We start from the raw sequence: 21,479 nt of genomic DNA, 5'->3' as shown, positions 1-21,479 counted from the left end.
CCTTTCCGGTCAGACATTGAGAAGCAGGAATTCACGTTCCCAAGGGCTGATCACCTGCATGAAGGTTTCGAACTCGCCACGCTTCACCCCGGCATAGATGGCAATGAATTCAGGGCTGAAGACTTCGGCGAAAGCCGGCTCCGACTCAAGCAGGGAAATAGCCTCGAGCAGACCGCGCGGCAGGTCGATTGTGCCGCCGTTTACCGTGTCATCCGACGGCGCCGATGGTTCCAACCCTTCAAGGATGCCAAGATAGCCGCAGCCAAGGGAGGCGGCGAGGGCGAGATAAGGATTGGCGTCCGAACTCGGCAACCGGTTTTCGACGCGCCGCGCAACCGGCTCCGAAACCGGCACGCGGAAAGCCGTGGTGCGGTTGTCATAGCCCCAGGCGTTGTTGACCGGCGCCGACATGTCGGGCGTCAAACGGCGATACGAGTTCACATAAGGCGCCATCATCGACAGTGCCTTCGGAACATATTTTTGCATGCCGCCGATGAAGGAGAAGAATTCCTTCGACGCCGAGCCGTCGGCATTGGAAAACAGGTTGCGCCCCGTATTGACCTCGATGACCGACTGATGGATGTGCATGGCGGAACCGGCCTGCGCCTGCATCGGCTTGGCCATGAAGGTGGCGTAGATGCCGTGTTTCAGGGCAGCCTCGCGGATCGTCCGCTTGAACATGAAGACCTGGTCGGCAAGTTCGATCGGATCGCCATGGCGCAGGTTGATTTCGAGCTGCGCCGGGCCTTCCTCATGGATCAGCGTGTCGATCTCCAGCCCCTGCTTTTCCGAGAAATGATAGATATCGTCGATCAGTTCGTCGAATTCGTTGACACCGGCAATGGAATAGCCTTGACCGCCCTGGATGGCGCGTCCGGAGCGGCCTTTCGGCGGATGCAGCGGATAATCGGGGTCTTCGTTCTTGGCGACCAGATAGAATTCGATTTCCGGCGCCACCACCGGCTTCCAGCCTTTCTGCTGGTAGAGGTCGAGCACATGCTTCAGAACGTTGCGCGGCGTATAGGGAACCTTTTCGCCCTGGGAGCCGGCGATGTCGCAGATAACCTGCGCCGTCGGGTCGCTTTCCCAGGGAACGATCGAAAGGGTCGAGAGGTCGGGCACCAGCTTGATGTCGCTGTCGCGGGAATCGTAGCGGAAGTCGCCCGTTTCCTCCGGATATTCACCCGAAATTGTATGGCGGTAAATCGCCGATGGCAGGGCGAGCGAGGTGTTCGAGGTGAATTTCGAGGAAGGCATCATCTTGCCGCGCGGTACCCCGGCAATATCGGGGGTGATGCACTCTATGTCCTCGATGCCGCGGATTCTCAACCAATCGGCGGCTTCCTTCCAGGTGCTTACGCCTCGGGCAGATTGCAGGGCGGGGGGTATTTTTGCAGTCTTGCTGATCTTTGCTGTTTGTTGGGTAATGCTTCTTCTGGCAGGCATAAATCACCGCTTTTGGGTTCGGAGGCGTCATCATAGCCGGAGTTTGGCAATTGAACAGGGTGAAAACCGGGACTTTCCAGCCCGTACAGGCTGTATTTGCAAACCCCGGAGAAGTGAGTGATTGACTTTCAAGCCACCGCCCGGAAAAGGAAGTCGAAACAGGACCGGATGCCTTGGCTGAACAATATGACGTGGTGATAATCGGCGCGGGTGCCGCCGGCATGATGGCGGCGATCGAGGCGGGCAAGCGTCGCCGCCGGGTGCTGGTGCTCGACCACGCCAAGGCGCCGGGGGAAAAGATCCGCATTTCGGGCGGCGGACGCTGCAACTTCACCAATATTCATGCGAGCCCGAAGAATTTTCTCTCGGCGAATCCGCACTTCTGCAAGTCGGCGCTGGCGCGCTACACGCCGCAGGACTTCGTCGCGCTCGTTGAACGTCACGGCATCGCCTGGCATGAAAAAACACTTGGCCAGCTGTTCTGCGACGACAGCGCCAAGGACATCATCCGTATGATGTTGTCGGAAATGAAAGAAGCCGGCGCCGTGTTGCGGTTGGGGGTGCAGATCCAATCCGTCGACAAGGCTCTTTCCGGTTTTCGCCTGGCAACGACGGAAGGCGTGATCGACGGCACTGCCCTGATCATTGCCAGCGGCGGCAAGTCGATCCCGAAAATGGGGGCGACGGGTTTTGCCTACAGAATTGCCGAGCAGTTCGGCCTGCCGCTGATCGAGACCCGCCCGGCGCTGGTGCCGCTGACCCTCGATCCGGCGCAACTGGAAAGCCTGAGCGCTCTCTCCGGCGTTGCCGTCGACGCCGAGGCGCGTTCCGGCAAGACGGTGTTCGAGGAGGCTGTGCTGATCACTCATCGGGGCTTGAGTGGTCCGGCAGTCCTGCAGATTTCCTCCTATTGGCGCGAGGGTGGCGACATCCGGCTTTGCCTGTTGCCACGTGTCGATATCGCAGCAATGCTTAAAGGCGCGCGCCGCGAAAATGGCCGCCAGGCCTTGCAGACGGCGCTCTCCGAGCAGCTGCCGAAGCGCCTGGCACAGTTCTTCGCCGAGACCGCCGGCCTGATCAACCGGTCGCTTGCCGATCTCTCCGACAAGGTGATCGACGGATTTTGCGCCGGTATAAAGGATTGGGCCATAACCCCTGCGGGCTCGGAAGGCTACCGCACCGCAGAGGTCACGCTCGGCGGCGTCGATACCAAGGCGCTCGATTCCCGCACGATGCAGGCGCGCGAGGTGCCCGGCCTTTATTTCATAGGCGAATGTGTGGACGTCACCGGCTGGCTCGGCGGCTATAACTTCCAGTGGGCCTGGGCATCGGGCTTTTCTGCGGGGCAGACAGCATAGCCAACCCCAAAAGGTCTCGCGAACCTTCAGCCATTGTTAAGATATCTGGCGGAACCTGTTTCATAAGCTGGCACTACGGCCCGCGGACAGAAAAAGATGAGCTTTTCGGAAAATGTATCAGAAAAGCGACATTTTTTCCCTTTCGTGTGCAGTTGCAACGTGAAGCGGGCTGGCGGTCCGGATCATCCGGGTCTATCGTTGCTTTGGTCGAAAAGGACTTGACGCCATGAACCAGTATCGCAGCCGCTCCACAGCCCGTGCTATCGCCATCGCGAAGGCTGATGAAAGCAAAACTCGCAAGACCATGCTGGTCCGCGCCTCTGTCATCGCGCTCGGTGCTCTCACCGCACTGGCCGCGCTTCCCTCGTTCTGGCCCTTCTGAAACCCAAAGGTCAATGCGTAGCGATTGGGAACGCATTTCTGCTGCGCAATTTCCACGCCGGCATCCTTGCGTCAGGCGTGTTTGAAACGAATTAAGTCGCATTTATTCAAATATTAATTCTTCCCGTCGAAGAATGCACCACAACGGAGTCTGCCGTGATCTCGCCCATGGGGAGTGGCGGGTCATGCAATGAATGCCTGGCAGGCTGGCGGCGCGACGCCGCATGGATTTCAGTCAAATCATCAGCTTGTCGGCCCACCGGGAAAGTCTAAGGGCTTCACGGAGGGCGGATGCAGGCTGCGAGCCAAGGTGCATTCATGTTCATCGACAAGATTCTTGCCCGCTTCAAAATCCAGACGAAGGTGCTCTTGTTCATCCTGCCCTTCGTCGTCAGCATCTGCGCCGTCGGTATCACCGGGCTCTACGCGTCCGGATTGCTGCAGGGGCGGATGGAAATCTCCAACAGCGTTCTGCAGTCGCTGAGCGGTTTCAAGGATGTCTATGCCGGCATGAATGCTTTCCTTCAGAACACTTCGGAGGAAACCCGGCAGGCGGTCGTCACGAAGCTGGAGGCACAGCAAGGCGTGCTCGCGGACACTCTGTCACAGGTCGTTGACGACGAAGGCCGCCAGCAATTGCAGCAAGCCGTTGACGGCAGCACCAAGATCGGTGAGCGGGTCGGCCAGCTCTGGACCCTCTATGAAAACGAAGTAAGCCTGCGCAAGTCCATCAGCGCGAGCCTCGGCAACCTGCTCGGCGAGCAGATGAAGGTGCTGGAGGAAGCCACCAAGATGGAGCGCGTTGTCCGCAAGGACGAAGAGTCTGCCAAGACGCTTCTGCGCGAAGCCGAGCGCCTGACCTCCTCCAGCGATACCCTTGTTGCTTTCAATTCTAGTTTCGGAAAGGCGGCCGACGCCGAAGCAAAGATCAAGGTCGCAGCCGATTCCTATGGCGCCATGACCAAGGTGCTGCGCAAGATCAGCTCCGGCATGCCGGCAAACCAGAAGGCGGTCGCGGAAACCTTCAAGAAGACCATCGGCGAGATCAAGGCCTTGATCGACAGTGGCGACAAGAGCGACGAGACGGCTGCTGCCATTGGCAAGCTCATGGCCCGCTTCCGCCAGACGAGCATCCAGCTTCACACTGCCGCGGGCCTGAAAATGCGCGAGGCGACGGCAACATTCGGCAAGCTCGACGCTCCGCTCGTCAAGGCCGGTGCCGTGCTGACGGACACCCGCAAGCTGGTGAACTCGGTCTATTCGATCCGCATCGCGGCTGCGAGTTTTCTTGAAAAATCCGACGAGGAAGGCCGCCAGCGTCTGGCTCGCGAATTCAAGGTCATGGAGGTGGATATCCAGAGCCTCGCAGGCACGGCCGGCGATCTGGAGTTCTTCTCAAAGCTTGTCAACGCGCTGAAGCCCATCATCGAGAAGATGACCAGCGACAGCACCGCGCTGGTCGACATCAGCCAGAAGCGCCAAGCCGAATTTACCGTGGCCGCCGCCGAGATCGATGACATCTGGGGTCAATTGACCGCTTTTGCCGAGGGGCAGAAGACGACGGCATCGGTCGAGCGCGACAAGGCCAACCAGGTCTCCGTGTTCGCAACCGTCACCGGCATCCTGATCGCGCTTCTGGCCGGCGGCGCGCTGGTGCTGACGCTGAAGGGGCCGATCGGTCAGATTACCGCCGCGATGCGCCGCCTCGCCGACGGTGCGCTCGACACCTCGATCGATGGCGGCGCCCGCCGCGACGAGATCGGCGACATGGCCCGGGCACTCGGCATCTTCAAGGAAAACGCCCTGTCCAAGGTTCGCATCGAAGCCGAGAGCGAAGAGCAACGCGCCCAGGCGGAAGCCGAGCGCCTGCGCAACGATGCCGAAAAACGCGCACTCGACAGCCAGATCGATTTTGCCGTCAGCCAGCTCGCAGCCGGTCTCGGTCGCCTGGCGCAGGGCGATCTCTCCCAGCCGATCGACACGCCGTTCACCGGCCGGCTCGAGCAGCTGCGCATGGACTTCAACGGCTCGCTGATCCGCCTGCAGGACACGCTCGTGCAGATCCGCAACAACGCGCTCCTGATCCAGCGCAGCGGCAACGACATGCATGCCTCCGCAGATTCCCTGTCGAAGCGGACCGAAGCGCAGGCTGCGTCGCTCGAGGAAACCGCGGCCGCCGTGGACCAGATCACCGTCACGGTGCGCTCGTCGGCCGAACGCGCGCATGAAGCAAATGTCGCGGTCACGCATACCAAGAAGAGTGCCGACAGCTCGGCGGTCGTCGTCAGCAACGCGATTGCCGCGATGGGCCGCATCGAGGACGCCTCGCGCCAGATCGAGCAGATCATCGAGGTCATCGACGAGATTGCCTTCCAGACCAACTTGCTGGCGCTGAATGCCGGCATCGAGGCCGCGCGCGCCGGCGATGCGGGCAAGGGGTTCGCGGTGGTTGCCCAGGAAGTGCGCGAACTCGCCCAACGCTCGGCGGGAGCGGCGCGTGAGATCAAGGGTTTGATCAACAAGTCGACCACCGAAGTGAATTCCGGCTCGCAACTGGTCCAGGAAACCGGTGCCGTGCTCGCCTCAATCAGCCAGCAGATCCTCTCGGTCAGCGGCCATGTCGAGATGATCGCGACCGCAAGCCGCGACCAGGCGGCGGCGCTGCACGAGGTGAACGGCTCGGTCAACCAGATGGACCAGATGACCCAGCAGAACGCCACCATGGTCGACCAGGCGACCAGTGCCAGCCGCGAACTCGCCAACCAGGCCGACACGTTGATGATGCTCGTCGAGCAGTTCCGCCTCGAGCCGGCGAGTGGCGGCCGCAAGCTCGTCCGTGCCGCTTAAGCGGAGCTGAACGAGGTTCTGATGCCCGGCCCTCGCGGTCGGGCATTTTAGTTTGGAAAATGTTCGTCAGATCCCCCCGTAAAGCCCGGAATTGCTGGGTTCTCTCACCGTTTTTTAAAGCTTTCAACTTAAGAGTATTATAAATTACTCCTTTTTGAAGGCCATTCGATGCTCCGGTTTTTCAAGTCCTCAGTCGTATCCCAGCTCGTCGCCATTACGCTGGGGCTGATCTTCCTTAGCACCGCGACGATCGCCGGCGTCATGCACTACAATTTGCGTAGCTACGTGATGGGGGACGCAACCATGGACGCCCGCGACGCAAGTCGCGCGATGGCCGTGCTCTACGGCATGAAGGTGCCGGACGCGGCGATCGAGGTGAAGGATGGAACCCTGGCGAGCGTGACCGAAGACAAGATGGCCGCGCTTCCCGATCACGATCTTGTTGACCGCACCGCCCAGACGATCGGCGGGGTGGCGACGATCTTCGAGAAGCAGGGCAGCGACTACGTCCGCATTTCGACGAACGTGAAGAAGGAAAACGGCGATCGCGCCGTCGGAACGAAGCTTGCCGCCGACCATCCGGCACAGGCGTTCCTCGCCAAGGGTGAGGCCTATTACGGGCCGGCGGTGCTGTTCGGGCGCGACTATATCACCGGCTATTTCCCGGTGAAAAACGCTGCTGGTGCCAATGTCGGCATGTTGTTCATCGGTATTCCGACGGAAGTCTATTTCAGCAAGATCAACTATCTTCAGTATCTGATCTTAGCGATTGGCACCGGGGTGATGATCGTCGTCGGCATGCTCGCCTACGCGGCGATCCGCGCATCCATCCGGCCGCTTGGCATATTGACAGGTTCGGTCGAGACCATTTCTTCGGGCAATCTGGATGTTTCCGTTCCTTATCTCGACAGGAAGAACGAGTTTGGCGGCATTGCCCGCGCACTCGCCGTCTTCCGCGAAAATGCGCTGTCGAAGCTGCAGATGGAAATCGAAAGCGAAAATCGCCGCCTTGAAACGGACGAGGAGCGTTCGCGCCGTGACCTTGAAAAGCGGGAGATGGACCGCGAGATCGACTTTGCGGTGAACGCTATCGCAGCCGGCCTCGGCCGTTTATCGCAGGGAGACCTCACGCAGCAGATCGATACACCGTTCACCGGCCGTCTCGAACAGCTGCGCACCGACTTCAACGGTTCGGTCACCCGACTGCAGGAAACACTTTCCCATATCCGCGACAATGCCCAGGCGATCCAGCGCAATGGCGGCCGCATGCTGTCGTCGGCTGATGCGCTTTCAAAGCGCACCGAAGCGCAGGCGGCGTCTCTGGAGGAAACGGCAGCCGCCGTCGAGGAAATCACGGTCACCGTCAAGTCCTCGTCCGGACGGGCACAGGAAACCAACCGCGCCGTCGCCGAAACCAAGAAGAGTGCCGACAGTTCGGCAAGCGTCGTTGCTAACGCCATCGCCGCGATGGGCCGGATCGAGGATGCCTCGCACCAGATCGAACAGATTATTGAGGTCATCGATGACATCGCCTTCCAAACCAACCTCCTGGCGCTGAACGCCGGCATCGAGGCGGCACGGGCAGGCGATGCTGGCAAGGGCTTTGCCGTAGTTGCGCAGGAAGTGCGGGAACTTGCGCAGCGCTCGGCCAATGCTGCCAAGGAGATCAAGATGCTGATCGACAAGTCGACCAGCGAAGTCAGCACCGGCTCTGCGCTGGTGCAGGAGACGGGCGCCGTGCTCGCCTCGATCAGCAAGCAGATTGTCGCCATCAGCCAGCACGTCGAAATGATCGCCACCGCCAGCAGTGACCAGTCATCCGCCCTGCAGGAGGTCAACGGATCGGTCAACCAGATGGACCAGATGACCCAGCAAAATGCCTCGATGGTCGCCGACACCACCAATGCCAGCCGCGAACTGGCAGACGAGGCGGATATGCTCATGACGCTGGTGGAACAGTTCAGCCTGGAACGCGCGAATGTCCAGCGCCAGGTCAGTCGCGCCGCCTGAGCGGCTCTATCCTAGAAAACAGAAAGACCCGGCCGACGCCGAAATGACGTCGGCCAGGTTTTTGCGTTTGGCAGCATCACTGCAGCCAGCGCAGGCGAAACCTCTGTACGGCTGCCGCAAGCCTGCCGGGCAGGCGGCTCCGGTTGCGCAATTCCTCGAACTCATGTCGCCTGCGGCCGTCTTTCGACAGCAGTTCCGCCAGCAGGACTATTCCGACCATTTCGGACATCGTGTGTTTCCTTGAGACAACAGGAAGCCGCTGCCGGATCTCGTCCCGCTGCAGCGTTCCTCTGATTGGGATCATGCGGCCCTTGGCCGCGCTTGGTTTACAGCTTAAATATATGCTTCAAAAATTGGTTTATAAACGAGAGAAACTGACGTATGTCTTTCATCCATGAAAGACATCAACTGGGATGCCTATCAAACCTTTTTAGCTGTCGCCCGTCACGGCGGACTGACCGCTGCCGCCCTGGTGAGCGGCCTCAGCCCGGCGACGGTTGGCCGCCGCGTGCTCGACCTTGAGCAGGCAATCGGCCGACAACTCTTTCTGCGCAGCCAGACCGGCTACCGGTTGACCGCCGACGGGCAGGCCCTGTTCGAGCAACTGCAGCCGATGGACGCCGTCGTGCGCAAGGTGGAGACATGGCGCCAGGAAGCGCACGGCTCGGCGGTGGTGCGGCTGATGGCCGGGACCTGGGTGACCTGGCTGGTCTGCGAGAATATCCAGGCCATCTGGAGCGAACGCGACGGTTTCCGGCTCGACATGTCCGTTTCCGAGCGGCGGGCGACGCTGGCGCACCGGGAAAGCGACGTTGGCGTCCGGGCCGTCGCACCGGAAGAGCCGAACCTCACGAGCCGTCACATGGGCGAGGTCGCCTATGCCGCCTACCGCCAGCGCAATGCGCCCGACGGACTGGCGGCGGCCTGGCTCGCAGTATCCGAGGAAGATGCGATCTCGCCTTATCTGCGCTGGCCGCATGAACAGGCGGCGGCCTCGATCGCCGTCATCGTCAGCCGGCCGCGTTCGCTGCTCGACTTAGCGCGGGCTGGCGCCGGGCAGGCGGTCCTGCCCTGTTTCGTCGGCGATCTCGATCCCGGCCTCGAACGGGCAGGCGACGAGGTGAAGCAGCTCCGCCATGGGCAGTGGATCGTGACAAATACCGAGGATCGCCACCGTCGTGAGATCCGTACCGTCTCGGAGCGCCTGTTTCGACTGGTAAAAAGTCACGCCGACCTTTTCGCCGGTAAGCGGCCCAGCCGCAGCGTTTAGCCTCACGGCGGGCTTCATTCGTTAGGTTCGCCTGGATGCTCGGCCAGCAACGCAAAAATCCCGGCGGGAAAAAGCCCCGCCGGGATTTTCATGGACAGTGGATCGTGTCTCAGCCACGACCCTGTGTGACAATAACGGGGATCAAAAGATCACCCCAGTTGCCTTCGCCGCCGTGGTGCCGGGCCGAGCGGACGAGCTCGACGGAAACGCCGGCGTCCACCGCCTTCATGACGGCCTGGTTGAGGCGGTGCAGGTCGTTGGCGACCATGCGGATCATCGCCTGTTGTTCGGGTGTCATGGACGACGACTGCTCTTCGGCCCGTTCCTTGACGCGTGTCTGGACTGTCATGGCATTTCTCCTCTGATGGGGTTCTTGATGTCTATTTCAAAGCCTCTCCCAACCCTTATCCGGGTGGGAGAGGGGCTCCTCACTCCGCCGCCGGGCGGAACTGGTCGTGTTCGGTCGATTCGTGCATGGCGGTGGTGGAAGACTTGCCGCCGGTAATCGCCATCGATACGGCATCGAAATAGCCGGTGCCGACTTCGCGCTGGTGCTTGGTGGCGGTGTAGCCGTTGACCTCGGCGGCGAATTCCGCCTCCTGCAGCTCCGAATAGGCGGCCATCTGGCGCTCCTTGTAGCCGCGGGCGAGTTCGAACATGCCGAAGTTCAGCTGGTGGAAGCCGGCGAGTGTGATGAACTGGAACTTGTAGCCCATCGCACCCAGCTCGCGCTGGAACTTGGCGATCGTCGCGTCGTCGAGGTTCTTCTTCCAGTTGAACGACGGCGAGCAGTTATAGGCGAGCAGCTTGCCCGGATGCGCCTTATGCACGCCCTCGGCAAACTTGCGGGCCTGTTCGAGATCCGGCTTCGAAGTCTCGCACCAGATCAGGTCGCAGTTCGGCGCGTAGGCGATGGCGCGGGCGATGCAGGGCTCGATGCCGTTCCTCACTTGATAGAAGCCTTCGACCGTGCGGCCGGCGTCATAATCGACGAAGGGCCGATCGCGCTCATCGATGTCGGAGGTGAGGAGCTTGGCTGCTTCCGCATCCGTGCGGGCGATGACCAGCGTCGGCGTACCCATGACGTCGGCGGCAAGCCGCGCGGCGTTCAAGTTGCGGATATGGGCGGCCGTCGGGATCAGGACCTTGCCGCCGAGATGGCCGCACTTCTTTTCCGATGCCAGTTGGTCCTCGTAGTGAACGCCGGCAGCACCCGCCTCGATGAAGGCCTTCATGATCTCAAAGGCGTTGAGCGGCCCGCCGAAACCGGCTTCCGCATCGGCAACGATCGGCGCGAACCATGTGTCGACGGAAAGGCCCTTGCCTTCCGAGGTTTCGATCTGGTCGGCGCGCTGCAGTGTGCGGTTGATGCGCTTGGCAAGCTCGGGCGCGGCATTGGCCGGATAGAGCGACTGGTCGGGATACATGGCGGATGCCGTATTGGCGTCGGCAGCGACCTGCCAGCCGGAGAGGTAGATCGCCTTCAGGCCGGCGCGAACCATCTGCATAGCCTGGTTGCCGGAGAGCGCACCCAGCGCATTGACGAAATCCTCCTCATGGATGAGCTGCCACAGCCGGTTCGCGCCCATTTCAGCCAGCGTATGCTTGATCTGGACGGAACCGCGCAGTCGCTTGACATCTTCTGCGGTGTACGGGCGTTCGATGCTATCGAAACGGCCCTGCGGCGCACCAGGAACGAGATTGTAAAAATCAGTCATAAACATCCTCCTGCCAATTTTTGAACGGTATTCGACTTTGGTTTAATGCCCGCTCAAACTTCGAATTTGATGTGACTAGTTTTACAGTGCGCTGCACAAAGCCGCCAGAACAAAAGGATTTTTGCGGCCGCGAAAGAGGTTATCATGTCTTGTGTTTTACAAGAGGCTTCTGTAATTTTGTAAAATATGTAAATAACTACTTTGGCCTAAAAATTGTAAAAGGCATGACAAATGGCTGAGAACAAGATTTTCGCCGGTGCTCGCGTGCGGCGCATCCGCAATGGCCTGTCGCTGACGCAGACGGCGATGGCCGAGGCACTCGGCATCTCGCCGTCCTATCTCAACCTCATCGAGCGCAATCAGCGGCCCTTGACGGTGCAGCTGCTGTTGAAACTGGCCTCGGTCTACAGGGTCGATCTCGACGAGTTGCAGGGAGAGGCGTCCGGCGGCGTGGCGCAGTTACGCGAGATGTTTGCTGATCCGCTGCTCGCCGGCGAGTTGCCAGGCGATCAGGAACTGATCGAGGTGGCCGAAGCTGCGCCCAACGTGGCGACCGGCATCCTCAAGCTCTATCGTGCCTATCGCGAGCAATCCTCCCGGCTCAAGGATCTGAGTGGCCTCCTGTCGGGTCAGGGCTATATGGCCGCCTTGTCTGATGCCCGCCTGCCGATGGACGAGGTGCGTGAGGTCTTTGAAAGTCGTCCGCATTATTTTGCGCGGATCGACGAGGCCGCCGAAGCATTCCATGCGCGGCTGTCGCCCGGCGATGATCTTACCGGAGCGCTGAAGGACTGGCTGCGGAAGGAGCACGGCCTCACAGTCCGCGCTCTGCCGCTGCATGTCATGCCCGACCTGCGCCGCCGTTTCGACCGTCACTCCATGCGGCTGTTCCTGTCGGAGAGACTGTCCGCACAGGACCAGTTGCGCGAGATCGCGATGGAAGCAGCCCAGATTGCCTTTCCGGAAGCGATCGCCGCCGATCTCGATCAACTGGCATTCTCAACGGGCGAAGCCCGGCGCATCGGCCGTTTCGAACTGGCGCGCTACGCCGCGCACGCGATCATGATGCCCTATGCTGCATTTCTTGCGGCGGCGCAGCGCGCGAAATATGATCTAGATGTCCTGAGCGCCCGTTTCCAGGTGTCCTTCGAACAGGCGGCAAGCCGGCTGGTGACGCTACAGCGTCCGGGCGCTTCGGCCGTACCGTTCTTCCTGATGGAGATCGATCATGCCGGACACCGCCTGCGCAAGGCCGGTGCGCAGGGTTTTCCGCAGGCGCGGTTCGGCGGCAACTGTCCGAAGCTCAACATTCACGCGGCATTTGCGCAGGCCGGCCAGATCCTGGCCGATCGCGTGGAGATTTTTGGGGGCGGAGAGTTCCTGGTGATTGCCCGGACGGTCGATGGCCCCCGCGCAAGCTTTCAGGAGCGTGTTCGGCGCACGGCGATCCTGATCGGCTGTGATGCTGCCCATGCCCCGGAAACCGTCTACGGCGAGGCGCCGCTCGCCACCGTTGCCGGCGGTACCGCCTGCCGCCTGTGTGAGCGGCAGGGGTGTCTTGCGCGCGCCGAGCCACCGGTCACCCGGCCGCTCGGGCTCGACGAGATGGTGACCGGCTTGAGCGCCTTCGATTTCCAGTAGCAATAGCTTCCCGGATGATGGGCGGATGCGGCGATGCCCGGTGCTGAAAAGAGCTAGATTTTTGCAGCGCTTCCCAAAATTCAGCCTGATGCATTCATGGCTTCACAACCGCGTAAAAGCGCTTGTGGTTGCCCGAAAACATGCCTAACTTCCAAACGCATACGGGCTCAGCCGGTGGACGCGCGGCGTTGGCGCGCCCCGGCAGGCTCGATAAGAAAAGGGGAATTCCATGTCGCGAAAGATTATCACCGCCTTTGCCGCGCTGCTCCTTGGCGGGTCCGCAACGATTGCCACCGCGCAGGAGCGCGTCGTCAACGTCTACAACTGGTCCGATTATATCGACGCCAGCATTCTGGAGGATTTCACCAAGGAGACTGGTATCAAGGTCGTCTATGATGTCTTCGATTCCAACGAGATCGTGGAAACTAAGCTTCTGGCGGGTGGCACAGGCTACGACGTTGTGGTCCCGACAGCCGACTTCCTCCAGCGCCAGATCCAGGCGGGTGTGTTCCAGAAGCTCGACAAGTCGAAGCTGCCCAATCTGTCCAATATGTGGGACATGGTGATGGAGCGCACAGCGAAATACGATCCCGGCAACGAATACGCCATCGACTATATGTGGGGCACCAACGGCATCGGCTACAACGTCGCCAAAGTGAAGGAAATTCTCGGTCCAGACGCTCGGCCCGGCCTTGAAGTAATTTTCGATCCGGCGATCGCTGCGAAGTTCAAGGATTGCGGCATCTATGTGCTGGATGCCCCGAAGGATGTGTTCCCGGCTGCGCTGACGTTCCTCGGCCTGCCGCCGGACAGTCATGATCCAGCCGATCTCGCAAAGGCAGGCGAACTGCTTACATCGGCCCGGCAGTTCATCCGCAAGTTCCACTCCTCCGAATATATCAATGCGCTTGCCAATGGAGATATCTGCATCGCCTTTGGGTATTCGGGAGATGTTCTGCAGGCCCGCGACCGCGCGTCGGAAGCCAAAGCGGGGGTTGAAGTCAACTATACGATTCCGCATCAGGGCGCCCAGATGTGGTTCGACATGATGGCCATCCCGGCAGACGCGCCGCATGTCGCAGAAGCGCATGAATTCATGAACTACATGATGAAACCCGAAGTCATCGCCAAGGCGACCGACTATGTCTTCTATGCCAATGCCAACAAGGCTGCGCAGCAGTTCATCTCCAAGGACGTGCTCCAAGACCCGGCGATCTACCCGGATGAAGCGACGATGCAGAAGCTCTACACGATCTCGCCGTGGGATCCGAAAACGCAGCGCGTGGCGACACGCCTTTGGACCAAGGTCGTTACCGGCCAGTAAAGCCAAAAAGAATTGCCCGGATATGAAAAATCCGGGCAATTTTCGTATGGGGCACGGACCAACACACACCCGTGCTGTTTGCACATCGTTCGGGGATAGATGATGAAGTCACTTGGCAGTATCCGGCGTTCCTTTGCCCCTTGGGCCGATCCTGCCTCCGTACCGTTCATTGCCGTCAAGAACGTCACCAAGAAATTCGGTGATTTTGTCGCCGTCGACAATCTGTCGCTCAATATCTATCCCCGCGAGTTCTTCGCGCTGCTTGGCGCGTCCGGTTGCGGCAAGTCCACGCTCTTGCGCATGCTGGCGGGCTTCGAACAGCCGACATCAGGTGAAATCGTGCTGGATGGCCAGAGCCTTGCCGGTATTCCGCCCTATCGGCGGCCGGTGAATATGATGTTCCAGTCCTATGCCCTGTTTCCGCATATGACGGTCGAGAACAACATCGCCTTCGGCTTGAAGCAGGACGGCATGCCGAAGCCGCAGATCGCCGAGCGCGTCGACCAGATGCTGAAGCTCGTCAAGCTCGACAAGTTCGCCAAGCGCAAACCGCATCAACTGTCGGGCGGCCAGCGCCAGCGCGTGGCGCTTGCCCGGTCGCTTGCCAAACGGCCGAAGGTGTTGCTGCTCGACGAACCGCTGGGCGCGCTCGACAAGAAGCTGCGCGAGGAAACCCAGTTCGAACTGATGGACCTGCAGCAGCAACTCGGCCTGACCTTCGTGGTGGTCACCCACGACCAGGAGGAGGCAATGACCATGGCCGACCGCATCGCCGTCATGGCGCATGGCAAGGTCGTTCAGGTGGCGACGCCACCGGAAATCTACGAGGCGCCGAATTCACGGTTCGTTGCCGACTTCATCGGCGACGTGAACATCTTTGACGGCACGGTCTCCTTTGCCGGCCCAGGTTCGGTCGAGATTGCGACAGAAACGGGCTTCAAGGTGCGCGTCGCCTCCGTCGAGGCGCCTGCCGTCGGTACGAAAGCCGGGCTTGCCATTCGCCCGGAGAAAATCCGCGTCAGCCGTGATAAGCCGGCCTGCGCGCCCCTCAATGCGGTTGAGGGGGAAATTTGGGATATTGGCTATCTCGGCGACATGACGATTTTCCATGTTCGCCTGAAGGACGGCAAGGTGATCAAGGCGTCATCGCTGAATGCGGTGCGCGCGGTCGAGGATCCGCTTGGTTATGACCAGCAGGTCTGGATTTCCTTCGATGAGAATGCCGGCGTCGTGCTGAAGGATTGAGGCCATGTCAAAATTCGGATCGGCAATCTTCAACCGGCTGGTGATCATCATCCCCTATGTCTGGCTGGCGGTCTTTTTCCTGGCACCCTTCTTCATCGTGCTGAGAATATCGCTGTCGGAAACCGCCATCGCGATGCCGCCTTATCTGCCCGTCTTCAACTTGGCGGATGGCATCTCGGGCATCGTCGAGAAGATCGGCCAGCTGTCGACCGCGAACTACGAGTTTCTGGCGAGCGATGCGCTCTACATCAATGCCTATCTTTCCAGTTTGCGAATTGCCGTCGTCTCGACCATCGTGACACTGATGATCGCCTATCCCATCGCCTACGGCATGGCAAAGGCGCCGACTTCGATCCGTCCGACGCTGCTGATGCTGGTCATCCTGCCGTTCTGGACGAGCTTCCTGATCCGTGTATACGCCTGGATCGCGATTCTGAAACCGGAGGGCCTCCTGAACCAGTTTCTGCTGACGCTCGGTGTCATCGACGAACCGCTGGTCATTCTCAACACCAATTGGGCGATCTACATCGGTATCGTCTATTCCTACCTGCCCTTCATGGTGCTGCCGATCTACTCGTCGTTGGAAAAGATGGATCACAGCCTGACGGAGGCGGCTCAGGATCTCGGCTGCACGCCTATCAGCGCCTTTTGGCGGGTGACGTTTCCGCTATCCTTGCCGGGCGTGATTGCCGGCTGCATGCTCGTCTTCATCCCGGCCGTCGGTGAGTTCGTCATCCCGGATCTGCTTGGCGGTTCCGAGACGCTGATGATCGGCAAGACATTGTGGAACGAGTTCAACTCCAATCGTGACTGGCCGATCTCTGCGGCGGTGGCCACGATCCTGCTGCTCATTCTGGTGGTGCCGATCATGTTCTTCCAGCACGCGCAGGCCAAGGCCGACGGCGAGGGGAAGTAGTCATGGTCACATGGTCGCGCTTCAACATCGCCTCGATCGTCTTTGGCTTCGCCTTCCTCTATTTGCCGATCGTTCTCCTCGTCATCTTCTCATTCAACGAATCGAAACTGGTGACCGTCTGGGCCGGGTTCTCGACCAAGTGGTATGTCCAGCTCCTTCGTAACCAGGCGCTGCTCGATGCCGCCTGGGTGACGGTGCGGGTCGGCCTGATTTCGGCGACTGTGGCAACGGTGCTCGGCACGCTGGCCGCCCTTGCCATGACGCGCTACACCCGGTTTCGCGGGCGTATGCTGTTTTCCGGAATGATCTACGCGCCGCTCGTCATGCCGGAGGTCATCACCGGCCTGTCGATGCTGCTCTTGTTCGTCGCCGTTGGCCTCGATCGCGGTTTCTGGACTCTGACATTGGCGCATATCACCTTCACCATGTGCTTCGTCGCCGTTGTCGTGCAGTCCCGTTTGCTGAGTTTCGACCGGTCTATCGAGGAAGCTGCGATGGACCTGGGCGCCACCCCGGTCGCCACCTTCCTGCAGGTGACCTTGCCGGTCATCGCGCCGGCAGTCTTTTCCGGCTGGGTTCTCGCCTTCACGCTATCGCTGGACGATTTGGTGATCTCGAACTTCACCTCCGGCCCGGGGGCCACGACGCTGCCGATGAAGATCTACAGCCAGGTGCGGTTGGGCGTGACACCGGAAATCAACGCAGTCTGCACGCTCCTGATCGGCATCGTCGCCATGGGTGTGCTCGTCGCTTCCGTCGTCTCGCGGCGACGTGAAATCCAGCGGGTCAAGGACGAGCAGGCGGCGTTTGCCTTGTGATCCCGGTGCCTCTGCTTCAGTCGCGCTCGCGTTCGCGCGGCGGCAGGAAGACATAGGTCAAGAGCCAGACGGCCAGAACGATCATCGAACCGAGCAGGATGTTCGGCAGCGCCCAGTTGGTCAGGCGCAGAAGGTAGATCCACAGGATCTCCGGCGTCAGACCCGCTTGCTGCAGGATTTGTCCGGAAGAGATGTTGAAGAGCGAGAGCGCAGCACCCGTCAAGAGCGATGCCAAGACGATCTTGAACAGGGCGGCAAGAAAACGCAGCACGGACACATCTCCTGTGGGCTGATTCGGCAGCTTATTTTAGAAGGCCCTACGGCAATGTCGATGTGATGGATTATTGCAGGGCGGGGATTGTCGCGAGTGGCGAGATGATTGCATTCGGCCAGGAGCCGCCGACAAAGAAGCGAACCGGCGGCACCGTGGCATCGTCGGACCGGAAGGCGCCGGCGAGTGCGAGGCTGCCGTTGCGGTAGGGAATGAGCCCAGCAAGAGAAAGGGTTCGTCCTTCGCCGCGAATATCCGCCTTCGTCAGTTCGGCAACGCCTCCGCGCAGCTTTGCAATGATTTCCACCGTCGCAAACGCAAATGAACCGTCGCCGGCCTGGCTGACGTTGAAGAAACCGCCTTCTCCCGCAAGCCGTTCGAATTCCGGTCCGTTGAAACCTGTCAGCGCACCGTCGCTTGCGGAATAGTGGATTTCGCCGGAAACACTGGTCATCGTCATCGCCTGCAGAGGTTCAGTTGTCGCAAGATCGACGCTCACGACGCCGCGGCCCAGCGGCAGCGGCCCTCGCAGGCCGAGCCCGGCAGCGACCGGGGTCAGATTGGCATTCTTCAGCGAAAATTGCAGCTGGCCGCCCTTGGCACCGTCTTTTGCAAGCGCGATGCGGCCACTGAGCGAGCCGCCGAAATAGGTACTGTCACCGATATCCAGGGAGGCCCGGTCTTTGTTTGTTATGACGCCCGCGGCGATATCGGTAAGCGTAATCGCGCCGTAGCTGGCTTCCTGGGCCGAAAGCCGGACATCGAGATCGATCTGCTTGAGAAACGACATGTCCGGCGTGCCGGTGGCGGCGGATGCCGGATGCGCCGGCAAGAAGGAAGCGAGAACAGACGTCAGATCGAGCCGTTCGAAGGCAAGTGTGCCGTCAATGCGCGGGCTGTGGTGCTGGCGCCAGGCAACGTCGAGAACACCCGTTGCACTGGATCCGTTCACTGCGAGAGAGAGGTTGTCCATCTTCAACGTACCGGCGGACATCGTCACGCCGGTGTCCATGGAGATGGTTCCCGTCGATGGCGGCAGCGGCGTGGCCGCTCGATACCAACCTATCAATGTTGGAAGGGAATTCGCCGTCAGCTGCAGTTGCCCGGAAGCGACGGGATGAGTGGAGGCGTTGCCGGTGCCATCAAAGCTGAAGCTCAGAGGCGCGGCGGCGAACGATGTCTGGATTGCGCTGTTTTGCCCCGAGAGCAGCATCATCGGCTCATCGCAGACGAACGACCACTCGACCCTTTCGCCATTCATGAGAGCCGAAAGACGTGCACTGATCCCCGCAACTGGCGATGGCCATTGGATCGAACCGGAAACATCGGTGACCCGATAGGCGCCGGCGGTGATGCGGTCGGTCAGTTCGAGCGTGCCGTTTTCAATTTCGATGTCGCCAATCGGCGTATTGCGCGGTGATGATTTCGTCTTCAACGACGCGCTGGCGATAGCGTCGGCCATCCAGCCGGCCCGCCGCCAGTTGAGGCTCCCGTCGATCCTGCGCTCAATTTTGAACACCGGGTTGAGCAGGCGGAAGTCGTAGAAGACCGGCGTGCCGCGCAAGGCGGCAAGGAGATCGAACCCGGCGGCAATGGCGTCTGCTTTCGCCAGCAATTCCGGGGACGCGGTATCGCCGCCTTCGAAGGTCACGGCGTGTAGCGTCAACACCGGGTGCGGCCAGAAGCTGATATCCGGATCGCCGGCAATGCTGGCGCGTGCCCCTGTCCAGGAGGAAAGGGCCCGCTCCATATTGAGCTTGACGCTTGCCGTTGAAACGAACAACGGCAAGGCGACCTTGAACAGCATCACGAGCACGAGCGCGCCGACAAGCAGGAAGGCAAGCATGCGCGATAGAAGCAGCCTGCGGAGCCCTGCGTTGCTGGCGATATCGAAGAATTGCTTCATTGCCGTTCGGCGCTCACATGTTCTGAAAGGCCGATGGATAGGCTTTCGCCGGGGAGAAATCAAACGATTGAAACGGGGAAATGTCGCAACGGCCACAGTCATGATTTAAGCGGTCTGTTTATCTGGCGTCGCAGCATGATATAGAGGCTGGCTTGGGTAGCGGAGGAAAGCATGCAATCAGATCGCCCTCTTTGGACACCGTCCCGTGAATTCATCGACCAGACGCCGATGAAGGCGTTCATCGATTGGTGTGAACAGCGCTTTTCCAGGAGCTTTGCCGATTATGATGCATTCCATGACTGGTCGATCAGCGAGCCCGCCGATTTCTGGACGGCGGTCTGGGACCATTGTGGCGTCATCGGCGAAAAGGGTGAGCGGGCGCTGATCCATGGCGATCGCATGTTGGAAGCCCGTTTTTTTCCCGACGCGACGCTCAATTTCGCTGAAAACCTGTTGCGGAATACGGGAAGCGGAGATGCACTGGTATTCCGGGGCGAGGACAAGGCGCAATCGCGCATGTCCTTTGATGAACTGCGGGCGTTGGTGTCCCGGCTGCAGCAGGCCTTGACGGCCGCGGGCATCGGCAAGGGTGATCGCGTTGCGGCAATGATGCCCAATATGCCCGAGACCATCGCGCTGATGCTCGCCACCGCCTCCATTGGAGCGATCTGGTCGTCCTGTTCCCCCGATTTCGGCGAACAGGGCGTGCTCGATCGTTTCGGTCAGATCGAGCCCAAGCTGTTCATCGCCTGCGACGGCTACTGGTATGCCGGCAAGCTGCAGGACGTTTCCACCAAGGTTCAGGCCGTCACGAGGAAACTCGGCGTGCCGGCCCTGATCATTCCCTATGCCGGCGATGCGGATGCGCTCGCAGCATCGATCGAGAACGGCAAAACTCTCTCTGCGTTCATCGCGCCCTTTGCCGAAAAGCAGCTAGAATTCATGGCGTTGCCCTTCTCGCATCCGCTCTACATCCTCTTTTCCTCAGGCACTACCGGCGTTCCGAAATGCATCGTCCATTCGGCCGGCGGCACGCTGTTGCAGCATCTGAAGGAGCACCGCTTCCATTGTGGCTTGAGAGAGGGCGAGAAGCTCTTCTACTTCACCACCTGCGGCTGGATGATGTGGAACTGGCTGGTGTCCGGTCTGGCGCTCGGCGCCACGCTCTGCCTCTTCGACGGCTCGCCGTTCCATCCGGATGGCAACGTACTGTTTGACTATGCCCGCGACGAGAAGTTCGCAATGTTCGGCACCTCGGCGAAATATATCGACGCCGTGCGCAAGGGCGGCTTTACGCCGGTCTCGACTCACGATCTTTCATCGCTGAGGCTGATGACGTCCACCGGTTCGCCGTTGTCACCGGAAGGCTTTTCCTTCGTCTATGAAGGCATCAAGCCTGATATCCAACTGGCCTCCATTTCCGGCGGTACCGATATCGTCTCCTGCTTCGTGCTCGGCAATCCGCTTAAATCCGTCTGGCGCGGCGAAATCCAGGGACCGGGTCTCGGCCTTGCCATGGATGTCTGGAACGACGACGGTCAGCCAGTCCGCCAGGAGAAGGGCGAACTCGTCTGCACCAAGGCATTCCCCTCCATGCCGGTGATGTTCTGGAACGATCCGCAGGGCGTCAAATACAAGGCGGCCTATTTCGAGCGCTTCGACAATGTCTGGTGCCATGGTGATTTCGCCGAATGGACCGAGCACGGCGGCATCATCATTCATGGTCGTTCGGACGCGACGCTCAATCCGGGCGGCGTGCGTATCGGCACGGCAGAGATATACAATCAGGTCGAGCAGATGGAGGATATCGCCGAGGCGATCTGCATCGGCCAGGAATGGGAAGACGATGTTCGCGTCATCCTGTTCGTGCGCCTGGCAAAGGGCAGGGAACTGACCGACGACCTAGTCAAGGCGATCAAGACCAAGATCCGCACAGGCGCCTCGCCTCGCCACGTGCCGGCGAAAATCATCGCCGTTGCCGACATCCCGCGCACGAAGTCGGGCAAGATCGTCGAGCTTGCGGTGCGCGAAGTGGTGCATGGACGGCCGGTCAAGAACAAGGAGGCGCTTGCCAATCCGGACGCGCTTGACCTCTACGCGAACCTTTCGGAACTGCGGAGCTGACCGGCTCCGTTAAGGATTTCGGACCTGCGGAATTAACCAAAGCTTACGTCTTTGCCGCGAATGCCTAAAATTTGCGGATGTGGCGGAAAGGTTTTGTTTACAAATTGCAGCGAATGTTGCCCTCAACTTGAGGTTACCAGACACTAGGTTTGCTTTCGGCGGAGATGCCGACCCCGGACGTGACGTCACTACTTCTCGTGCACC

17 protein-coding genes are annotated in these 21,479 nt (G+C 60.3%); 11 read left to right on the top strand and 6 right to left on the bottom strand.

Annotated elements, in window-relative coordinates; genetic code table 11:
- Positions 1 to 9: 9 nt before the first annotated feature.
- Positions 10 to 1,446, bottom strand: a complete 1,437-nt coding sequence (locus tag ACSQ2W_RS04140) for a glutamine synthetase family protein (protein WP_436085122.1) — start codon at positions 1,444 to 1,446, stop codon at positions 10 to 12.
- A 173-nt stretch (positions 1,447 to 1,619) separates the two neighbouring features.
- On the opposite strand from ACSQ2W_RS04140, the gene ACSQ2W_RS04135 reads away from it, so the two are divergent.
- The 4 genes from ACSQ2W_RS04135 to ACSQ2W_RS04120 all read left to right on the top strand — a co-directional run bounded on the left by ACSQ2W_RS04135 (position 1,620) and on the right by ACSQ2W_RS04120 (position 8,042).
- Complete coding sequence (locus tag ACSQ2W_RS04135; protein WP_436085121.1) at positions 1,620 to 2,804, top strand: NAD(P)/FAD-dependent oxidoreductase; 1,185 nt, start codon at positions 1,620 to 1,622, stop codon at positions 2,802 to 2,804.
- Between the two features lie 226 nt (positions 2,805 to 3,030).
- Positions 3,031 to 3,186 carry a hypothetical protein gene (locus tag ACSQ2W_RS04130; protein ID WP_436085120.1) on the top strand — a complete coding sequence of 52 codons (156 nt, stop codon included), beginning with the start codon at positions 3,031 to 3,033 and terminating at the stop codon, positions 3,184 to 3,186.
- A 317-nt stretch (positions 3,187 to 3,503) separates the two neighbouring features.
- Positions 3,504 to 6,032 (top strand): methyl-accepting chemotaxis protein, encoded by a 2,529-nt coding sequence (locus ACSQ2W_RS04125; protein ID WP_436087668.1) that lies wholly within the window; start codon positions 3,504 to 3,506, stop codon positions 6,030 to 6,032.
- A 168-nt stretch (positions 6,033 to 6,200) separates the two neighbouring features.
- Positions 6,201 to 8,042 carry a methyl-accepting chemotaxis protein gene (locus ACSQ2W_RS04120; protein WP_436085119.1) on the top strand — a complete coding sequence of 614 codons (1,842 nt, stop codon included), beginning with the start codon at positions 6,201 to 6,203 and terminating at the stop codon, positions 8,040 to 8,042.
- Positions 8,043 to 8,118: 76 nt separating this feature from the next.
- Here ACSQ2W_RS04120 and ACSQ2W_RS04115 read toward each other — a convergent pair whose 3' ends face one another.
- Entirely contained in the window at positions 8,119 to 8,271 is a 153-nt protein-coding gene (locus ACSQ2W_RS04115; RefSeq protein ID WP_436085118.1) for a hypothetical protein, read from the bottom strand.
- Positions 8,272 to 8,436: 165 nt separating this feature from the next.
- On the opposite strand from ACSQ2W_RS04115, the gene ACSQ2W_RS04110 reads away from it, so the two are divergent.
- Positions 8,437 to 9,312, top strand: coding sequence for a LysR family transcriptional regulator (locus ACSQ2W_RS04110; RefSeq protein ID WP_436085117.1), 876 nt, complete (start codon positions 8,437 to 8,439; stop codon positions 9,310 to 9,312).
- A 109-nt stretch (positions 9,313 to 9,421) separates the two neighbouring features.
- Here ACSQ2W_RS04110 and ACSQ2W_RS04105 read toward each other — a convergent pair whose 3' ends face one another.
- Together ACSQ2W_RS04105 and aceA are read right to left on the bottom strand one after the other, a co-directional pair.
- Positions 9,422 to 9,661, bottom strand: a complete 240-nt coding sequence (locus ACSQ2W_RS04105) for an SMc00767 family acetate metabolism repressor (protein WP_436085116.1) — start codon at positions 9,659 to 9,661, stop codon at positions 9,422 to 9,424.
- A gap of 79 nt (positions 9,662 to 9,740) precedes the next feature.
- Positions 9,741 to 11,030 carry an isocitrate lyase gene (aceA, locus tag ACSQ2W_RS04100; RefSeq protein WP_436085115.1) on the bottom strand — a complete coding sequence of 430 codons (1,290 nt, stop codon included), beginning with the start codon at positions 11,028 to 11,030 and terminating at the stop codon, positions 9,741 to 9,743.
- A 231-nt stretch (positions 11,031 to 11,261) separates the two neighbouring features.
- On the opposite strand from aceA, the gene ACSQ2W_RS04095 reads away from it, so the two are divergent.
- From ACSQ2W_RS04095 to ACSQ2W_RS04075, 5 genes are all read left to right on the top strand, one after another.
- Positions 11,262 to 12,671: a helix-turn-helix domain-containing protein gene (locus ACSQ2W_RS04095; protein ID WP_436085114.1), complete on the top strand. Its 1,410-nt coding sequence runs from the start codon at positions 11,262 to 11,264 to the stop codon at positions 12,669 to 12,671.
- A 229-nt stretch (positions 12,672 to 12,900) separates the two neighbouring features.
- Positions 12,901 to 13,995 carry a polyamine ABC transporter substrate-binding protein gene (locus ACSQ2W_RS04090; RefSeq protein ID WP_436085113.1) on the top strand — a complete coding sequence of 365 codons (1,095 nt, stop codon included), beginning with the start codon at positions 12,901 to 12,903 and terminating at the stop codon, positions 13,993 to 13,995.
- Between the two features lie 102 nt (positions 13,996 to 14,097).
- Entirely contained in the window at positions 14,098 to 15,240 is a 1,143-nt protein-coding gene (locus ACSQ2W_RS04085) for an ABC transporter ATP-binding protein (protein ID WP_436085112.1), read from the top strand.
- Positions 15,241 to 15,244: 4 nt separating this feature from the next.
- Entirely contained in the window at positions 15,245 to 16,156 is a 912-nt protein-coding gene (locus ACSQ2W_RS04080; RefSeq protein WP_436085111.1) for an ABC transporter permease subunit, read from the top strand.
- 2 nt (positions 16,157 to 16,158) lie between these two features.
- Positions 16,159 to 16,974 carry an ABC transporter permease gene (locus ACSQ2W_RS04075; RefSeq protein WP_436085110.1) on the top strand — a complete coding sequence of 272 codons (816 nt, stop codon included), beginning with the start codon at positions 16,159 to 16,161 and terminating at the stop codon, positions 16,972 to 16,974.
- A gap of 16 nt (positions 16,975 to 16,990) precedes the next feature.
- Here ACSQ2W_RS04075 and ACSQ2W_RS04070 read toward each other — a convergent pair whose 3' ends face one another.
- Both ACSQ2W_RS04070 and ACSQ2W_RS04065 read right to left on the bottom strand, forming a co-directional pair.
- Entirely contained in the window at positions 16,991 to 17,245 is a 255-nt protein-coding gene (locus ACSQ2W_RS04070; protein WP_436085109.1) for a DUF6460 domain-containing protein, read from the bottom strand.
- A gap of 70 nt (positions 17,246 to 17,315) precedes the next feature.
- Positions 17,316 to 19,151 (bottom strand): AsmA family protein, encoded by a 1,836-nt coding sequence (locus tag ACSQ2W_RS04065; protein WP_436085108.1) that lies wholly within the window; start codon positions 19,149 to 19,151, stop codon positions 17,316 to 17,318.
- A gap of 171 nt (positions 19,152 to 19,322) precedes the next feature.
- On the opposite strand from ACSQ2W_RS04065, the gene ACSQ2W_RS04060 reads away from it, so the two are divergent.
- Positions 19,323 to 21,275, top strand: coding sequence for an acetoacetate--CoA ligase (locus ACSQ2W_RS04060; protein WP_436085107.1), 1,953 nt, complete (start codon positions 19,323 to 19,325; stop codon positions 21,273 to 21,275).
- Positions 21,276 to 21,479 lie beyond the last annotated feature (204 nt).

The organism is Pararhizobium sp. LjRoot255, assembly GCF_964252905.1.
In the GTDB taxonomy this organism is placed as follows: domain Bacteria; phylum Pseudomonadota; class Alphaproteobacteria; order Rhizobiales; family Rhizobiaceae; genus Pararhizobium.
This window is presented reverse-complemented; position numbering and strand designations above follow the sequence as displayed.